This is a genomic window from Henriciella aquimarina, from assembly GCF_002088975.1.
Classification (GTDB): Bacteria; Pseudomonadota; Alphaproteobacteria; order Caulobacterales; family Hyphomonadaceae; genus Henriciella; species Henriciella aquimarina.
This window is the reverse complement of the sequence record NZ_NCST01000062.1, coordinates 59,848-76,449: the sequence shown is the minus strand read 5'-3', so window position 1 is coordinate 76,449 and position 16,602 is coordinate 59,848. Positions and strand designations below refer to the sequence as shown.

14 protein-coding genes are annotated in these 16,602 nt (G+C 64.5%); 8 read left to right on the top strand and 6 right to left on the bottom strand.

What is annotated here, in order from left to right; translation table 11 throughout:
* Positions 1 to 35 precede the first annotated feature (35 nt).
* Complete coding sequence (locus B8784_RS10040; RefSeq protein WP_158085646.1) at positions 36 to 1,004, top strand: M20/M25/M40 family metallo-hydrolase; 969 nt, start codon at positions 36 to 38, stop codon at positions 1,002 to 1,004.
* Between the two features lie 92 nt (positions 1,005 to 1,096).
* On the top strand, positions 1,097 to 1,600 hold the full coding sequence (locus tag B8784_RS10035; protein WP_233356059.1) for a thermonuclease family protein: 504 nt from the start codon (positions 1,097 to 1,099) through the stop codon (positions 1,598 to 1,600).
* A gap of 63 nt (positions 1,601 to 1,663) precedes the next feature.
* On the opposite strand, the gene B8784_RS10030 is transcribed toward B8784_RS10035, so the two are convergent.
* The 3 genes from B8784_RS10030 to purL form a co-directional block, all read right to left on the bottom strand.
* The gene (locus B8784_RS10030; RefSeq protein WP_158085645.1) at positions 1,664 to 2,029 is read right to left on the bottom strand and encodes a UrcA family protein; all 366 of its coding nucleotides are present in this window, start codon (positions 2,027 to 2,029) and stop codon (positions 1,664 to 1,666) included.
* 202 nt (positions 2,030 to 2,231) lie between these two features.
* The gene (locus B8784_RS10025; protein ID WP_084397830.1) at positions 2,232 to 4,118 is read right to left on the bottom strand and encodes a M2 family metallopeptidase; all 1,887 of its coding nucleotides are present in this window, start codon (positions 4,116 to 4,118) and stop codon (positions 2,232 to 2,234) included.
* Between the two features lie 328 nt (positions 4,119 to 4,446).
* The gene (gene purL, locus B8784_RS10020) at positions 4,447 to 6,699 is read right to left on the bottom strand and encodes a phosphoribosylformylglycinamidine synthase subunit PurL (protein ID WP_084397829.1); all 2,253 of its coding nucleotides are present in this window, start codon (positions 6,697 to 6,699) and stop codon (positions 4,447 to 4,449) included.
* A gap of 128 nt (positions 6,700 to 6,827) precedes the next feature.
* On the opposite strand from purL, the gene B8784_RS10015 reads away from it, so the two are divergent.
* Both B8784_RS10015 and B8784_RS10010 read left to right on the top strand, forming a co-directional pair.
* Positions 6,828 to 7,454 carry a hypothetical protein gene (locus B8784_RS10015; protein WP_084397828.1) on the top strand — a complete coding sequence of 209 codons (627 nt, stop codon included), beginning with the start codon at positions 6,828 to 6,830 and terminating at the stop codon, positions 7,452 to 7,454.
* A 143-nt stretch (positions 7,455 to 7,597) separates the two neighbouring features.
* Positions 7,598 to 8,728, top strand: a complete 1,131-nt coding sequence (locus tag B8784_RS10010; protein WP_084397827.1) for an FAD-dependent oxidoreductase — start codon at positions 7,598 to 7,600, stop codon at positions 8,726 to 8,728.
* A 14-nt stretch (positions 8,729 to 8,742) separates the two neighbouring features.
* Here the strand turns inward: B8784_RS10010 and B8784_RS10005 are convergent, their stop codons facing one another.
* A complete protein-coding gene (locus tag B8784_RS10005; RefSeq protein ID WP_084397826.1) occupies positions 8,743 to 9,984 on the bottom strand; it encodes a DUF3089 domain-containing protein in 1,242 nt (413 codons plus the stop codon).
* A gap of 156 nt (positions 9,985 to 10,140) precedes the next feature.
* Here B8784_RS10005 and B8784_RS10000 point away from each other — a divergent pair, with 156 nt between their 5' ends.
* Complete coding sequence (locus B8784_RS10000; RefSeq protein WP_084397825.1) at positions 10,141 to 11,322, top strand: GNAT family N-acetyltransferase; 1,182 nt, start codon at positions 10,141 to 10,143, stop codon at positions 11,320 to 11,322.
* 17 nt (positions 11,323 to 11,339) lie between these two features.
* Here B8784_RS10000 and purQ read toward each other — a convergent pair whose 3' ends face one another.
* On the bottom strand, positions 11,340 to 12,002 hold the full coding sequence (purQ, locus tag B8784_RS09995) for a phosphoribosylformylglycinamidine synthase subunit PurQ (RefSeq protein ID WP_084397824.1): 663 nt from the start codon (positions 12,000 to 12,002) through the stop codon (positions 11,340 to 11,342).
* A gap of 127 nt (positions 12,003 to 12,129) precedes the next feature.
* On the opposite strand from purQ, the gene B8784_RS09990 reads away from it, so the two are divergent.
* The 3 genes from B8784_RS09990 (at position 12,130) to B8784_RS09980 (ending at position 13,938) form a co-directional block, all read left to right on the top strand.
* The gene (locus B8784_RS09990) at positions 12,130 to 12,267 is read left to right on the top strand and encodes an entericidin A/B family lipoprotein (protein WP_084397823.1); all 138 of its coding nucleotides are present in this window, start codon (positions 12,130 to 12,132) and stop codon (positions 12,265 to 12,267) included.
* 79 nt (positions 12,268 to 12,346) lie between these two features.
* Positions 12,347 to 13,285, top strand: a complete 939-nt coding sequence (gene trhO / locus B8784_RS09985) for an oxygen-dependent tRNA uridine(34) hydroxylase TrhO (RefSeq protein ID WP_084397822.1) — start codon at positions 12,347 to 12,349, stop codon at positions 13,283 to 13,285.
* Positions 13,285 to 13,938 carry a glutathione S-transferase gene (locus tag B8784_RS09980; RefSeq protein ID WP_084397821.1) on the top strand — a complete coding sequence of 218 codons (654 nt, stop codon included), beginning with the start codon at positions 13,285 to 13,287 and terminating at the stop codon, positions 13,936 to 13,938. The genes trhO and B8784_RS09980 overlap by 1 nt, the downstream gene beginning before the upstream one ends.
* Positions 13,939 to 13,941: 3 nt before the next feature.
* On the opposite strand, the gene alaS is transcribed toward B8784_RS09980, so the two are convergent.
* A complete protein-coding gene (gene alaS / locus B8784_RS09975) occupies positions 13,942 to 16,593 on the bottom strand; it encodes an alanine--tRNA ligase (protein WP_084397885.1) in 2,652 nt (883 codons plus the stop codon).
* Positions 16,594 to 16,602 lie beyond the last annotated feature (9 nt).

The window sequence follows — 16,602 nt, the reverse complement described above, 5'->3', positions numbered from 1 at the left end:
GGTCAAGCCGCCTGCCTGCGCCGGAGCCCCTTTGCATGAAACAGATTTTTCTCGCGACCGCCCTGCTTCTGGCCGCCTGCTCAAACGCCCCGGCTTTCGAGACACAAGGTCCGGCGAGCGCGACGGAGAGCACCTATCAGGCCCAATACCATAACGCCGCCCGCGCCATGGAGGCTGTCGGCACGCTCGCCTCGGAGCAATTCGAAGGGCGCAAGACCGGAGAGCCCGGCAACCGCAAGGCGATGGAATGGATCGAGGCGCAGCTCGTCTCGCTCGGTGTCTCGCCGCCCCGGCGCGAGGGCTACCGCATGAGCTTCGACACCGATGCTCCCGACGATGCGGACAGGACGGTCGAGGCCACCAATCTCGTCGCCTTCATCCGCGGCAAGGATGAAGCCTCGCCCAAGGCCATCGTGATCTCGGCGCATTACGACCATCTCGGCATCCAGGACGGCGAGCTCTATCCCGGCGCCGACGACAATGCTTCCGGTGTGGCCGCCCTGCTTGAGACGATTGCCTGGTTTCAGGCCCACCCCCCTGAAACCACAATCATTTTCGCTTTCTTCGACAAGGAAGAGTATGGCCTCGGCGGGGCCGAGCATTTCCTCGAGGCGCTGTCGGAGGGCGAACGCGGAAAGATCGCGCTCAACATCAATCTCGACATGGTCGCGCGCGCCGACAAGGGCGAGCTCTATGCCGTCGGGGGCTATCACTTCCCGGACCTAGTCCCGCTGATCGACGCGGTGGCCGCCAAAGCCCCGATCACGCTTTTCCGCGGGCATGACAGCCCGGGCTGGGGCGATCAGGACTGGTCGCTGCTGTCGGATCATGCCCCTTTCCTGCAGGCTGGCATTCCCTTCATCTATCTCGGCGTCGAGGATCATGCCGACTATCACAAGCCGAGTGACACCGCAGAGAACATCGATCCAGCCATCTTCGCGCGCTGCATCGATACCATCATCCTCATGGCCGAGGCCGCCGACGACTGGGTGGCGAAGCGCTGAGCGTTCATGAAACGTCCGTAACCAAACGAATTGGAAAGGTTTTCGTAACCTTTGGGTAACCATTGTGGCGGCTCTCGCACGGGAGCAGGCCAATGGTTCGCCTTGTCAGGTCATTCTTTTTCGGGCGCTGGCTCAGGGTCCAGGGCGGGGATGTCTCCATCCTGCCGCTTCTCATCCTGCTCGCCATCGCGATCGGCATTTCCTATTTCGAGCGTCCGCGCCCGGAGCTGACACCGCTGCCCGATACGGTCAGCTTCACCGCCTGCAGCGGCGGCCCGCGCGTCAATTGCGTCATCGACGGCGACACGATCTGGGCCGAGGGAGAGAAGGTACGCCTCGCCGATATCGACGCGCCGGAAATCTTCTCCCCGGAATGCACCTGGGAAAAGCATATGGGCGACCGCGCCAGCGAACGCCTGACGGCACTGCTGAATGAAGGCCAGGTGGCGCTGGAAAAGACCGGCTCACGCGACCGCGACAAGTATGGCCGCCTTTTGCGTGTGGCGCGGGTCAATGGCCGCTCGGTCGGCGAGAAGCTGGTCAGCGAGGGCCTTGCCCACCGCTGGGGCGGGCCGAACCGCAGCTGGTGCACCTGACAGAAAAAAGCCCCGGACCTGGCCGGTCCGGGGCAGTCTCGACGTGATGAGGATGCGGCCCTATCAGCGCCGAGCACGGCCTGTGCAATGGTCGCGCAGGCTGTAGGAAGCGCCGGTCGCTTCGAGACGGTCACCGGAGACCTTCTCGCTGGCAGACAGCTGGCGCAGCGCGTCGTCGATCACGACATGCTGGCAACGCCGCTCCATGCGCATGGACTGGCGCGTCTGGGTGTGGCGACGGCAGTAGTCGCGGGCTTCGAGCTTCAGGCTCTCGCGCAGCTCCACGCGCCCGGCCATGCTGCTCAGCAGGGCGGGATCGTAGTCGAACCGGAAATCGTTTTCCGGAATCGCCGCATTGGCCTGGCCGCCAACGGCCGCCGTGCCGGCCACAAGGGCCGCAGCGGTCATGAGTGTTTTGATCGTTTTCATACGTCTCTCCATTCAGAGGCGCTGGCCCAGGGTTGGTTTCAGGGGTGGCCAGCACATGAGGCGGGAGATGAAGGTCAGGCGTTTGAAAGAGCGTGGTAGGCCGCGTTGGTTTGACGCCTGTATAACGTTGTAAAAGAGCTGAAATCGAAAAAGCCCCGGGCTATGCGGCGCCGGGGCTTTCCGGTTTCAAACGCTGTGGAGCTTATTTCCAGCCGCAGGAACGGCCTTCATTTTCCTCTTCGAGCCAGTCCACGAGCGGGTCGAAATATTCGACCATGGCCGAGCCATCCATCTCGCGCGACCCGGTGAAAGTTTCCAGCACGTCCGGCCAGGGTTCGGAGGCGCCCATTTCGAGCATCGCGTTGAAGCGCTGGCCGACCTCTTCATTGCCGTAGATCGAACAGCGGTGCAGCGGACCGTCCCAGCCAGCCTGCTCGCAGGCCGCCTTATGGAACTGGAACTGCATGATGTAGGAGAGGAAGTAGCGCAGATAGGGCGTGTTCGCCGGGATGTGATACTTCGCGCCCGGGTCGAACGCATCATCCGGACGCGGGCCCGGCGGCACGATGCCCTGATAGGCGGTGCGCAACTCCCACCAGTGCGGATTGTAGTCCGCCGGCGCCGTCGTGCCGTCGAGCACGTCCCAGCGCCATTTGTCGACGGTCAGCGCAAAGGGCAGGAAGGCGATCTTGTCGAGCGCGGTGTTGAGCAGCAGCGAGATGTCGGCCTCTTCGCCCGGGATCTGGCCTTCACTGATCAGGCCGATCTTTTCAAGATAGACCGGCGTGATGGAAAGCGCGACGAAATCCCCGACCGCCTCGTGGAAGCCGTCATGGGCGCCATCCTTGTAGAGATAGTCGACGTCCTTGTAGGCGCGCTGGTAGAAATTGTGACCGAGCTCGTGGTGGACGGTGTAGAAGTCTTCCGCATTCACCTCCGTGCACATCTTGATGCGCACATCCTCCTCGTCATCGAGGTCCCAGGCAGACGCGTGGCAGACAACTTCGCGGTCGTCGGGGCGCACGATCATGGAGCGTTCCCAGAAGGTCTCCGGCAGCGGCGCGAAGCCGAGCGAGGTAAAGAAGGCCTCGCCCGTCTCGACCATCTTGAGCGGGGTATAATCAGCCGCCTTCAGCTCTTCGGTCAGGTCATAGCCCTGCCCCGGAAGGCCCTCGGGCTCGACGACCGGATAGATGTTCGCCCAGCTCTGCGACCACATATTGCCTAGCAGGTCGGCGCGGATCGGACCGGTCTCGGGCTGGACCTCGTCGCCATACTGCGCGTTCAGCTCGGCGCGGACATAGCAGTGCAGCTCTTCATAGAGCGGCGAGACCTGGGTCCAGAGACGCTCGACCTCGGCCGACATCTCTTCCGGCGGCATGTCGTATTTCGACAGCCACATCGTCTTGAGATTGTCGTAGCCCAGCTCGGTCGCGCCTTCATTGGCGATCTCGACCATGCGGGCATAATCGTCCTTCATCGGTGGGGAGACGGTGCGCCAGCCTTCCCATACGGCTTTCAGCGCTTCCGGGTCGCGGCTCTGCTCGATGATGTTGGAGGCTTCGTCGAGATTGAGGTCCTCGCCCTGATACATGAAGGTCCCGGTGCCATAGGTCGCTTCCAGGCCGGTCGTGATCTCGGAGAGTTCTTCCGCAGCGCCCTCGGTGGACGGCGCCGGGATCGTCACGCCGGACCGCAGGCGCTCCATCTTGCGCGCCAGCTCAGCTGGCAGCTCCAGACCGTTGAACTGCTTGGATTCATTGGCGAGAGACACCGCCATCTTCGTGGCCTTCGCCCCGGCCTTTGCAGCCGCTGCATTGGTCTCGTCGGTGATGTTTGTCGCCTGCGCCCAGAAAACCGGGCTGATGTCTTTCGACATCTGCGCCAGTTCGCTCTCGGCGCGCGCGAGGAAGGCGCGCGCATCGGCGACCGTCGGGCCGGCCTCGGTAACACCGCTCATGCCGGCACTTTCAGACGGCGGCATCGGCGCCTCGGCGGGCGGCAGGTCGTCGGAGCGGTTGCCGGCACAGCCGGACAGCATCGCGAAGCCAAGGGCGGTGACACTGGCGGTGAAGAATATTCTTTTCATTTTGGGGACCTCCATGGTGGCGCAACCGAAGCGCCAAGCGCGCGGGAGGTCAATGGCCGGAGAAGCGATTTCATGCCTTCTCCTGCGGGCAAAGCCGGGAAACGCTTTTGCCTATGGGCGTGAAGGCGCAAGAAATTCGCGTTGGCGCTGCGGGGACGTATGCAGCGGCCAACGCGCAAGGTGGAAGAAGGAGCCCTCGACGCGAGAATGAGAGGGGGACCAGCGAAGGGGCTCTTTATGACTTCTGATACGCGCCCCCGCATGGGCTGGATCACCGCGGGCGGAGAGTTTTTTCCGACGGCGGTCAGCGCCCCATTTTGCGTGCGGCTCAGCCCTCGCCCTTCATGTAGCGGGGCAGCCAGCCTTCATGGGCCTCGCGGAGGCGGGCGACCGGCAGGCTTTGCGGGGCCGAGCCGACCAGCACGAAATCAATCGTCTCAGGCTTGAAGACGCCGGCCTGTGTGTAAGCCAGCCCCAGCGCCTTGAAGGCCTTATGGATCGTGTCTTCCTTCGACGGATCGACCGCGACGACATACCGGTTCTGGTCCTCGCCGAAGAGGAACCCCGCACGTGCCGTTTCCGGCCCGTGAATGTCCGCGCCGAGCCCGGCAGAAAGCGCCATCTCCACAATCGCACAGGCCACACCGCCATCGCTGACATCGTGGACAGCGCGCACCGCGCCGTCTTCGATCAGCTTGCGCACACTCTGGCCGGCATGGACGGCCGCTTCCAGGTCGACAGATGGCGGCGGGCCGAGCTCATCGCCATTCAGGCCCAGCCATTCGCGGGCATAGAGCGAGGCGCCAAGATGGCCGCCCTGCCCCCCGAGCACGAAGATCAGGTCGCCATCCTGCGCGCCTTTCAACGTCGCGACCTTCGAGACCTCCTCGATCAGGCCGACACCGCCAACCACGGGCGTCGGCGGGATCGCCTTGCCGTCGGTCTCATTATAGAGGCTGACATTGCCGGACACGACCGGGAAGTCGAGCGCGCCGCAGGCTTCGGCCATGCCTTCGATGGCCTTGACGATATAGCCCATGGTGGCGGGCTTTTCCGGATTGCCGAAATTGAGATTGTCCGTAATCGCGATGGGCTGCGCCCCGACCGATGACAGGTTTCGATAGGCCTCGGCCACAACGGCCTTGCCGCCTTCATACGGGTCGGCGGCGACATAGTGCGGGTTGCAATCGGAACAGATCGCCAGCGCCTTGGTCGTGCCGTGGATGCGCACAATGGCGGCATCGCCCTGGCTCTGCGAACTGTCGATCGTGTCGCCCATCACGTGGCGGTCATACTGCTCCCAGATCCAGCGTTTCGACGCCATGTCCGGACACGACATGAGCTTCAGCAGGACTTGCGCATAATCCTCCGGCTCATCGTATTCCGTCACATCGAAGGCCGCGCGCGGCTTGGGCTCGACCCAGGGCCGGTCGTAATTCGGCGCATCCTCGGCCAGCGGCGCGACCGGGATATCGCAGATCACCTCGCCAAACTGGCGCAGCACCATATGGCCGGTATCGGTCGTCATGCCGATCACTTCGGCATCGAGGTCGTATTTCTCGAAGACCTTCTTGGCGAGGTCTTCCTTGCCGGGTTTCAGCACCATGAGCATCCGCTCCTGGCTTTCCGACAGCATGATCTCATAGGCGGTCATGCCCTCTTCGCGCTGGGGCACCTTGTCGAGATCCATGTCGATGCCGATGCCGCCCTTGTCGGCCATCTCGACGGAGGATGACGTGAGGCCGGCGGCGCCCATGTCCTGGATCGCCTGGATGGCATCGGTCGCCATCAGTTCGAGGCAGGCCTCGATCAGCAGCTTCTCGGTGAACGGGTCGCCGACCTGCACGGTCGGGCGCTTTTCCTCGTCGCCTTCGGAAAACTCCGCCGACGCCATGGTCGCGCCATGGATACCGTCGCGGCCGGTCTTGGAGCCGACATAGAAGATCGGGTTTCCGGGCGTGGCGCCGCGCGCATAGAAAATCTTGTCCTGGTCGGCCAGGCCGACAGCCATCGCATTGACGAGGATGTTGCCGTCATAGCCTGCGTCGAACTGGGTCTCGCCGGCGACCGTCGGCACGCCGACGCAGTTGCCATAGCCGCCAATGCCGGAGACGACCCCGGCCACGAGCGAGCGCGTCTTGGGGTGCTCCGGCGAACCGAAGCGCAGCGCGTTCACCAGCGCGATCGGACGCGCGCCCATGGTGAAGACGTCGCGCAGGATGCCGCCAACCCCGGTCGCCGCGCCCTGATAGGGCTCGATATAGGAGGGGTGGTTGTGGCTCTCCATCTTGAAGATGGCCGCCTGCCCGTCGCCAATATCGATCACGCCCGCATTCTCGCCCGGCCCCTGGATGACATGGGCGTTTTTCGTCGGGAATTTGGAAAGGTGCCGGCGGGAGGATTTATAGGAGCAGTGCTCCGACCACATCACCGAATAGATGCCGAGCTCGACCAGGTTCGGCTGGCGCTCGAGCCGGGTGACCAGACGGCTCCATTCCTCGGCATTGATTCCATGCCCGGCGGCGTCGTCTTCGGTCTGCGTGGCGCGCAGATGTGCAAGAATGGCGGATGTGTCTGTCATTCGGGCTCCATAACGCCATGTGCTGCGAGTCGCCAGATAGGTGGTGGAAATTCCTGCCAGTGTTGCTTAAACCGGACCCGGTGAACATGTTTCGAGTTACTATCCAGACTGGATTGGAGGATATTTCCATGCGCCATCTCTCTCTGAGCCTGGCCGCTCTTGCACTTGCCGCCTGCGGCAGCGGCAGCGTCGATCCCGATGCGACCATGCCCACCCCGCACCCGGAAGGCCAAAGCGGTGAGCCGAGCAGTTCCGGCACGACCGAGTTCGAAAATTCGATCATGTCGACCGAAATGTCCGGCAGCGCCATCGAAGGCGAATGGGCGAGCGCCACGGTCAGCGGCAATGACGGGGCCGAATTCACCGATGCCAATGGCGACCGGCAGCTCGTCGTCTTCTGCCAGGACAATGGCGAAGACAGTGTGAACCAGATCGTCATGCGCCGCTATGTCGACGAGGATGCCGTCGCCGGCGACAACCCGTCCATCGCGGTCTACACCTCCGCCGGTTCGCGCTCCTACCAGGTCAATGGCACGCCGGCCCAGATCGCCGTGTCGGCCCAGGACCACTTCGCGAACATGCTGGGCGCCGCGAAAGGCGAAATCCGTATCGTCACCGGCTATGACACGGTCGTCATTCCGGCCGGCGAGCTGCTCAACACCCTCGTCGACGAATGCCGCCCGGGGCTCTCCTTCGACCCGAACGAGCCTGTCGAGGTCGACGTGTCCGAAGAGGACGAGGAAGACTCCGAATAAGCTTAGCGAATTCATCATCGCTGACAGGAATCGACCGGCTGCCATGCAGCCGGTCTTTTCTTTGGGCGCGATGAAACAGAAGGCTTGTGCCGGACCAGGCACCGCCGCAAGGATAGGGTTTTCGGATCACATGGAGACACACGATGAGACGGCGCGACGTCCTGTCAGGTCTGGGGCTTGCTTCACTCGGCGCCTGCACGACGCTGACGCCACCGCCCGGCCCGCCCTCCGGCAAGCCCTACCTGCCGGGGCGCAGCTATGCGCCGGTGCACTCCTCCATGGACCGGGTCACCCGCACGGTGGTGGGCCTGCGCCCTTACCGCCCGCAGGGCTACCGCCTCGACGCGGAAAGGCTGGGCGAGAAGGCCGTCATCCATAATTACGGGCATGGCGGATGCGGCGTTACCATGTCCTGGGGCACCTCTACCGTCGCGGCCGACATGGCATCTGCGCAGGGCAGACGCTCCATCGCCGTGCTCGGCGCAGGCGTCATGGGGCTGACCACCGCGCTTATCCTCGCACGGCGCGGCCACGATGTCCGCGTCTATGCCGCCGCCCTGCCGCCGCACACCACGTCGAATATCGCCGGCGTGTTGTGGCTGCCGACAAGCTATTACGACCCGGATGTAGCCAGCGAGGATTTCCTGCGCCGCAACCGGGTCCTGATCCGGGCGGCGCATCGCGGTTTCCTGCCCTATGTGAACCGGCCCGGCTATGGCGTCTACTGGTCCGATCACCATGCCCTGTCGCGCCGCGAGCCCGGCCAGTACCAGCCCCTGCCGGGCGGCGACGACCTCTATCCCGAGTTGCAGCGCGTGCATGAGAACACGCTGTTCGGCTATACCTATATGGAGCGCTTTCGCGCCATCATCATCGATCCGGACTATTATCTCGACCAGATCATGAAGGATGCGCAGCTGGCCGGCGCCCGGTTCGAGGCGCGTGACTTTGACAGTCTCGAGGCGGTGATGGGCCTACCGCAGGAGGTGATCGTCAACTGCACCGGCCTCGGCGCAGGGGCGCTGTTTGGCGACGAAAGCCTGACGCCGATCCGCGGCCAGCTCACCCACCTCCTGCCCCAGCCGGAGATCGACTATTCCTATGTCGCGCCAAGCGATGAAGGCGTGCTCTACATGTTTCCCCGGCGCACGGGGCTCGTCCTCGGCGGCACGCACGACATGGGCAATGGCAATATCGAGCCGGACCCGGCCCAGGTGAAACGGATCGTGGAAGGCCATGCCGCGCTCGCCAGCCGGATCACGACCCCGGCCTGAGTGCCCGGCAGGCGCTAGTCCCCCGTCTCGTTGGCGGCTTCGCGGGCCGTCCAGGTCTCGGCCTGGGCAGCCACGATGTCGAGCAAATTGCCCATGGCGACATTCACATCGATCAGGTGCAGGCCCCAGTCGCGCAGGATCTCGCCGCCCGCGACCACGTCGCCGGCAATGTCTTCGGTACGCGGATCGGACGGATCGCCCGCCACATCGACCGAGAGCCAGGTGTGGTTGTCGCCTTCAACGCATTCGCCCGACAGCATGCCGGGCAGCGCGGCATAGGGCGTCTCGATGGTCTCGTCGTCCACGAAGCTGACATTCTCAAGCCCGAAAAAACCGGCCTTCGACAGGCGCGCATCGAGCGCGCCGTCATCGCCCGACAGCTCCGCCGGATTGACGCAGAGAGCGCGGCGACCGTCTTCATCGCTCACACCGAAACGGCTTTCGGCCGGCGGCGGAAAATCGGAACGGAAGCTGACATAGCTGATCACACAGCCGGTCTGGCCTTGTGTGGTGCAGAGTTCGAAGGGGCCGACCGCGCCGCTCTCGTCATCGCCATAAATGGTAAAACCGAGCGGCATGGCCGACACGATGAGGTCTTCGGCCGCGCTGCCGCTTATATCCTCGCGCAGCAGCCGCTCGACCATGCGCGCGCCCTGCGAATGCCCGATCAGGACAACGCCGCGCCCATCATTCCCGGTGTCGAGATACTGATGCCAGGCCGCCTTCACATCATCGAAGGCGAGATCCTCGTCGGCCTTGTATTCCCCGCCGCGCATGATGGTCTGGAGGTGCGGCAGGGTCACCTGACGATAGACGGGCGCGAAGAGGCGGCAGGTCTCGGCAAAGCTGGAAAATTGCAGGGCCGTGACGCGCTTTTCCTCCGGGCCGGGCGTGAGGTCGCTGTTCGGGGTCATGTCCATGGAGATGGTCGGATAGACGTAGAAGCAGTCGATCTGCGGGTTCTCGGCAGCTTCGAACCGCTCGACCTCCAGCGTGCCATCCGCCTGGACGCGGGTGTAGTCGCGATCGCCCGAACAGGCATCCTCGCTCTTGCCTGGATGGCAGAGCCAGTTGGCCATGTCGCTGTAGTCTGCGGGCGTGGCAGCGGCCTCCTCAGCCGGGGCCTCGCCGGTTTCATCCGGTTGCGTCTCGGCGGGCGCTTCGGGCACTGGCGTCTCTTCACCGAGATCCCTTGACTCGCCACAGGCGCCGATGAAAAGGGCCGCGCCCAGGGCGGCAATCGACAGTGTTCTCATCCTTACGTCCTCCCCCGTTCGGTATAGTTCACTTCCTTAACCCGCTTCAAAGCGGGCACGAAAGCCTTTTCCAAAAAGCATCAAATTCAACAGGCCGCTTTCAGCAGATCTGAGCCAATCCCTGTTAATATCGGCAGACTGGGAGGCAATGCCGACATGATCACCATCCGGACCTTGAAGCCTGAAGACATGAAAGGCCTGATGAGCCTGGTCGCCGAAGCGGGCTTTCCGGCCCGCAGCGCGGAAGGCTGGCGCTGGGCCCTGTTCGGCAATCCGGATCAGGGCGAGATCGCACCGGGCCTGGTGGCCGAACGCGACCGGCGGATGCTCGCGGTAATCGGCCTGCAGACGCGCAGCTTCATGGTGAACGGCAAGCCGGAACGCGCCATCAACGGCCATACCTTCATCGCCAGCCATGACGGGCGCGGCGCCGGGTTCGCACTGGCGCGCCGGGCGCTGGCAACAGAAGGCATCTCCGCCGTCTATTCGCTCAACAACAATGCAATGGCCGGCCGGCTGCACAAGAAGCTCGGCCTGACCGCCTGGCTCGGCCAGGGCGGACGCGCGCGCCTGGAATGGCCGGTCCACTCCGTCACCATGGCCGCCGGCGTCGCCCTGACACGGGCCGCGCGCAAGGAAGCCATCTATGACTGGTTCGCCAGGCGTGAATGGTTTGCCCGCGCGCCGCGCTCGCTGGAGCGCTTCCTGCCCGCCAGCGGGCCAGTCTGTGCGCTGCATCCGGACGAAGCGTCGGATGCGGAAAGACTCAACGAGTTCAACGAAACCGCCAGCCATGCCCACCGCGCCGCACCGGTGCGCCGCGCGGACGTCTATGCCTGGCAGATGGCCGATCCGGATGCGCCCGGCCGCATTGCCCTGCTCGGCCTGCCGGGCCGCAACGGACTGGACGGGCTGATGCAGCTGGCCATCACCAAGCCGAACACCTTCGAGCCGGCCGACCTGGAAATCATTGATCTGGATGTGCGCCCCGGCGCCGACCAGGCCCGCGTCGTGCCGGAGCTGATCAAGGCCGCCCTTGCCGTTACGCGCCGCGCAAGGCTGAGCCGGCTGCGCCTGCCCTTTTCCGACCGGTTCGAGCCGATCTGTTTCCAGGGTACGGGCCTGCGCTTCACGCGGATGCAGAGCCACGACATTGCTCATGCCGCCTTTGCCGACCCGGATGGCACGCTGGCGCGCTACTGGGTCCCGACCGGGTTCGAAGGCGATCTGTTCTTCGCCCTGCGGCTCGTCCCGCCATCGGCCCATGCGCAAAGAATGGAGGCCCTGCAGAGCCCTCGCGATGGGATGTCTGTGGGAAAGCAGGTGCCGAACGCCTGAGGCGCGGCCGCGCCCGCCTAGACCGCGGCGAGCAGGCTTTCGAACATGGCGCGTCCGTCGCCGCCGCCTTCATGCCCGCCAATCGCCCGCTCCGGGTGCGGCATCAGGCCGAGCACCCGGCCATTTTCCGACAGGATGCCGGCAATGTCGCGCGCCGAGCCGTTCGGATTGCCGGCATAGCGGAACGCCACACGGCCCTCGCCTTCCAGCCGGTCCAGCGTCTCGTCATCGGCAAAGTAATTGCCGTCATGATGCGCGATCGGAATGCTGACCTCGCCCTGTCCGGCATAGGCGCTGGTGAAGGCCGAATTGGCATGCTCGACCTTGAGCGGCTGCGGCTTGCAGACAAAGTCCAGCCCGGCATTGCGCAGGAGCGCGCCCGGCAGCAGCCGCGTCTCGGTGAGCACCTGGAAGCCATTGCACACGCCGAGGACATAGCCGCCGCGCTCGGCATGCTGCTTCAGCGCGCCGATGACCGGCGAATTCGCTGCCATCGCGCCACAGCGCAGATAGTCGCCATAGGAAAAGCCGCCCGGCACGACGATGAGATCGGTGCCCTCGGGGATCTCGCCATCCTTGTGCCAGACCATGGCTGGCGCCTCGCCCGTGACACTCTCAAGCGCCGTCTGGGCATCACGGTCACAATTCGAACCGGGGAAAACGATGACTGCGGATTTCATGGGCGCCCTATTAGCAGGGAGTCGGCACATTTGGGAATAAGAGATGTCGGCAAAGCGCGCCAATTTTTCCCATTGCGAATTTTCATGGTTGGCAGAATATGCACCTCCCTTACTGAGGAGACTCATCATGAAGAAGCTTGCTCTGGTTTTTATCGCCCTGTTCGCTGTCCCGGCCCTGGCGGCCTGCAACACCATCTCGGGCATGGGCAAGGACGTCTCGTCTGCCGGCGATGCCGTCAGCTCGGCGGCCGACGAAGCCAAGTAAAACCACGTCACATAACAGGGCCCGTCATCTGCCGGACCAATCTGGAACCTCATCGCGCCCTCTGGCATAAGCGGGCGTGATGAGTGTTCGTGTTTCCGCCTTCTACAAATTTGTCCGCTTCGACGCGCCGGACGAGATCCGGGCCCGGGTCGAGCAGGCCCTGGCCGAGGCCGGCGCGAAAGGGACTGTCCTTGTCGCCGCTGAAGGCCTGAACGGCACGATTGCCGCGGAAGGGCCTGCGCTGGATCAGGCCATAGCCGCGCTGACCGCCCTGCCCGGCTGCGCCGATCTCGACTGGAAGGAAAGCCATGCCGAGGCGATGCCCTTCTGGCGCCTCAAGGTGCGGCTGAAGCGCGAAATCGTCACCATGGGCGTGCCGGGCACCGATCCGAACGCCCTTGTCGGCACCTATGTCGAGCCGGAGGACTGGAACGCGCTGATCAGCGATCCGGACACCGTCGTCATCGATACGCGCAATGATTATGAATTCGCCATCGGCACGTTCGAAGGCGCGGTGGATCCGGAAACAAAGACCTTCCGGGAATTCCCGGACTGGTTCCGCTCTTTCCAGCAAGACCTTGAATCCCAAGGCAGAAAACCGAAGGTCGCCATGTTCTGCACCGGCGGCATCCGCTGCGAGAAAGCGACCAGTTTCGTCAAGGCAGAGGGCGTGGACGACGTCTTCCACCTCAAGGGCGGCATCCTGAAATACCTCGAAACCGTGCCCGCGCCCGAGAGCAAGTGGCAGGGCGAATGCTTCGTCTTCGACCAGCGCGTCTCCGTCGGCCATGGGCTCGAACTCGGCTCCTATGAACTCTGCCATGGCTGCAAGCGCCCGGTGAGCGCCGAAGACCGCGCCGATCCGCGATATGAGGAGGGCATATCGTGCCCGGCCTGCCATGACAGCCTCAGCGAGGAACAACGCGCACGCTTTGCCGAACGCCAGAAGCAGGTCGAGCTCGCCCGCCAGCGCGGCATGGACCATATCGGGCGGACACCGGCCAAATCCTCGACCTGATGGCCCGGCCGGTCCTCTATTCCTTCCGGCGCTGCCCCTATGCCATGCGTGCCCGGCTTGCGATTGCCTCAGCCGGGCTGGAATGCCGCCTGCGCGAGGTCGTCCTGCGCGACAAGCCGGCCGCCATGCTGGAGGCCTCGCCCAAGGGCACAGTGCCGGTTCTCGTTCTGGAGGATGGCACCGTCATCGAAGAGAGTCTGGACGTCATGCTGCACGCCCTGCGCGCAAACGATCCGGAGGACTGGCTTACACCGGACGAGGGTTCCCTCGAAGATATGCTGGCGCTGATTGCCGAATGCGATGGCGGCTTCAAGCACCATCTCGACCGCTACAAATATGCCGCCCGCTTCGAGGACGCCGACTTCGAACATCACCGCCGCGAAGGGCTGGCCTTCCTGGCACGGCTCGATGAGCGGCTGGCAAGCCGCGCGCAACTGTTCGGAGACCGGGTCTCGCTCGCCGACATGGCGATCATGCCTTTTGTCCGCCAGTTCGCGAATGCCGACCGGGCCTGGTTCGACGCCCAGGCCCTGCCGAACCTTCAGCGCTGGCTGACCGGACACCTCGAAAGCGCCCGGTTCAAGGCCGTCATGCCGAAATTTTCGCAATGGACACCGGGCGATGAAGAACCGGTCTTCCCGCCTGCGGCCTGAAGCCTAGCCGGCCAGCGTCTTGCGGACAGCCTCCAGCGCGGCTTCAGCCTTTGAGCCATCCGGGCCGCCGGCCTGGGCCATGTCGGCACGTCCGCCGCCGCCCTTGCCGCCGACTTCGGCGGCCGCCACGCGCACGAGATCGACCGCGGACACCTTGTCCGTCAGGTCGTCGGTCACGCCGACCGCCACAGCGGCCTTGCCCTCATTCACACCGATGAAGACGGCAATGCCGGAGCCGAGTTTCGCCTTGGCCTCGTCGACCAGGCCGCGCAGATCCTTGCCGCCAACGCCTTCGGCGACGCGCGCGATCAGCTTGTAACCGCCAATCTCTTCCGGGCCCGACGGCGCGGATGAACCACCGCCGCCCATGGCGAGCTTGCGCTTGGCGTCGGCAAGATCGCGCTCCAGCGTGCGGCGCTCTTCATTGAGCTGGGCGACCTTGCGGCCGACATCCTTGAGGGGGACCTTGAGCTGGTCGGCGAGATCGACAGCCACCTGGGCGCGCGCCTTCAGGAAGTCGAGCGCCTCGGCGCCGGTCGCCGCCTCGATCCGGCGGACCCCGGCCGATACGCCGCTCTCGGACGTGATGACAAAGGCGGCGATATCGCCGGTACGGGCGACGTGCGTGCCGCCGCAAAGCTCGACCGAATAGGGCCGCGGGCCGTCTTCCAGCGGCTGCCCCATCGAGAGCACGCGCACCTCGTCGCCATACTTTTCGCCAAAGAGGGCCAGCGCGCCGGCCTCAATCGCCTTGTCGGGCGCCATCACCTCGATGCGCGCCTCGTCATTCTGGCGGATCACTTCATTGACCTGGTCCTCGATGGCTTCGAGTTCAGCCGCCGTCACCGGGCCGCTATGCGAGAAGTCGAAGCGCAGCCGATCTTCCTCCACCAGCGAGCCCTTCTGGGTGACATGCGGCCCAAGCACGCTGCGCAGCGCGGCATGCAGCAGGTGGGTCGCGGAATGGTTCGCGCGGATGCGCTGGCGCCGGGCATAGCTTGCCGAAAGATCCGCGCTGTCGCCGAGCGCAATCGGGCCATCGGTCAGTTCGCCAACATGGACATGCAGGTCGCCGGCGCGCTTCTGCACGTCGCGGACGATGAAGCGCGCGCCATTGGCGAAGTGGATTTCGCCGTGATCGCCGGCCTGGCCGCCGCTTTCGGCATAGAAGGGCGTGCGGTCGAAGACGAGTTCGCATTCGCCACCCTCGCAGCTCTCGGCCATCGCACCATCGGCAACGATCGCCTTCAGCATGCCCTTGCCTTCGGTCCCGGCATAGCCAAGGAAGTCGGTCGCGCCGACCTTGTCGCGGACGCGGAACCAGACCGCCTCGGAGGCCTTGTCGCCGGAGCCGGACCAGGCGCTTCGCGCGGTTTCCTTCTGCTGGGCCATGGCGTCGTCGAACCCGGTCTGATCGACGCTCATGCCGCGCCCGCGCAGGATGTCCTGCGTCAGATCGAGCGGGAAACCGAACGTGTCATAAAGCTTGAAGGCCGTTTCGCCGGGTAATTCGCCGCCGGCGCCCATGCCTTCGGTCGCCTCGTCCAGCAGGGCGAGGCCGCGGCCCAGCGTGCGCTGGAAGCGGGCTTCTTCCTGCTCGAGCGCGGCCTCGATGGCCGGCTGGGCGCGGTAAAGCTCGGGATAGGCCTCGCCCATCTCCCTGGCGAGCTCGCCGACCAGCTTGTACATGGCCGGCTCGCGCGCGCCGAGGAGATGGCCGTGGCGCATGGCGCGGCGCATGATCCGGCGCAGCACATAGCCGCGGCCTTCATTCGACGGCGTCACGCCATCGGCGATCAGGAAGGCGGAGGTGCGCAAATGGTCGGCAATGACGCGGAAGGACGCCAGATGCTCGCCCTCGGCCTTCGCCTTGTAGACCTCTTCTTCGGCCGCGATCAGCTTCAGGAAAAGGTCGGTCTCGTAATTGTTGTGGACCCCTTGCAGCACGGCGGCGATGCGCTCCAGCCCCATGCCGGTATCGATGGAGGGCTTGGGAAGATCGGTGCGCGTGCCGTCGGCATGCTGCTCATACTGCATGAAGACGAGGTTCCAGATCTCGATGAACCGGTCGCCGTCCTCGTCCGGCGATCCGGGCGGGCCACCGGCGACGCCGGGGCCATGGTCGAAGAAGATTTCCGAGCACGGCCCACACGGGCCGGTATCGCCCATCGACCAGAAATTGTCAGAGGTCGGGATGCGGATGATGCGGTCTTCCGGCAGGCCGGCCACTTTCTTCCAGAGGGCGGCGGCCTCTTCATCCTCGGAATAGACCGTGACCAGGAGCCGGTCCCTGGCCAGGCCGAAATCCTTCGTCACCAGCTTCCAGGCAAAATCGATGGCGTCATCCTTGAAATAATCGCCAAAGGAGAAATTGCCGAGCATCTCGAAGAAGGTGTGGTGGCGGGCAGTGTAGCCGACATTGTCGAGATCGTTGTGCTTGCCGCCGGCGCGCACGCATTTCTGCGAGGAGACCGCGCGCGGGGCAAAGGGGGTCTCGGCGCCGGTGAAGATGTTCTTGAACGGCACCATGCCGGCATTGACGAAAAGCAGGCTCGGATCATTGTCCGGCACAAGCGGCGCGGAGGCACGGCGCGTATGGCCCTTGTCCTCGAAAAAGGACAGGAAGGTCTCGCGGAGGTCATTGACGCTTGTCATATCGGGTCC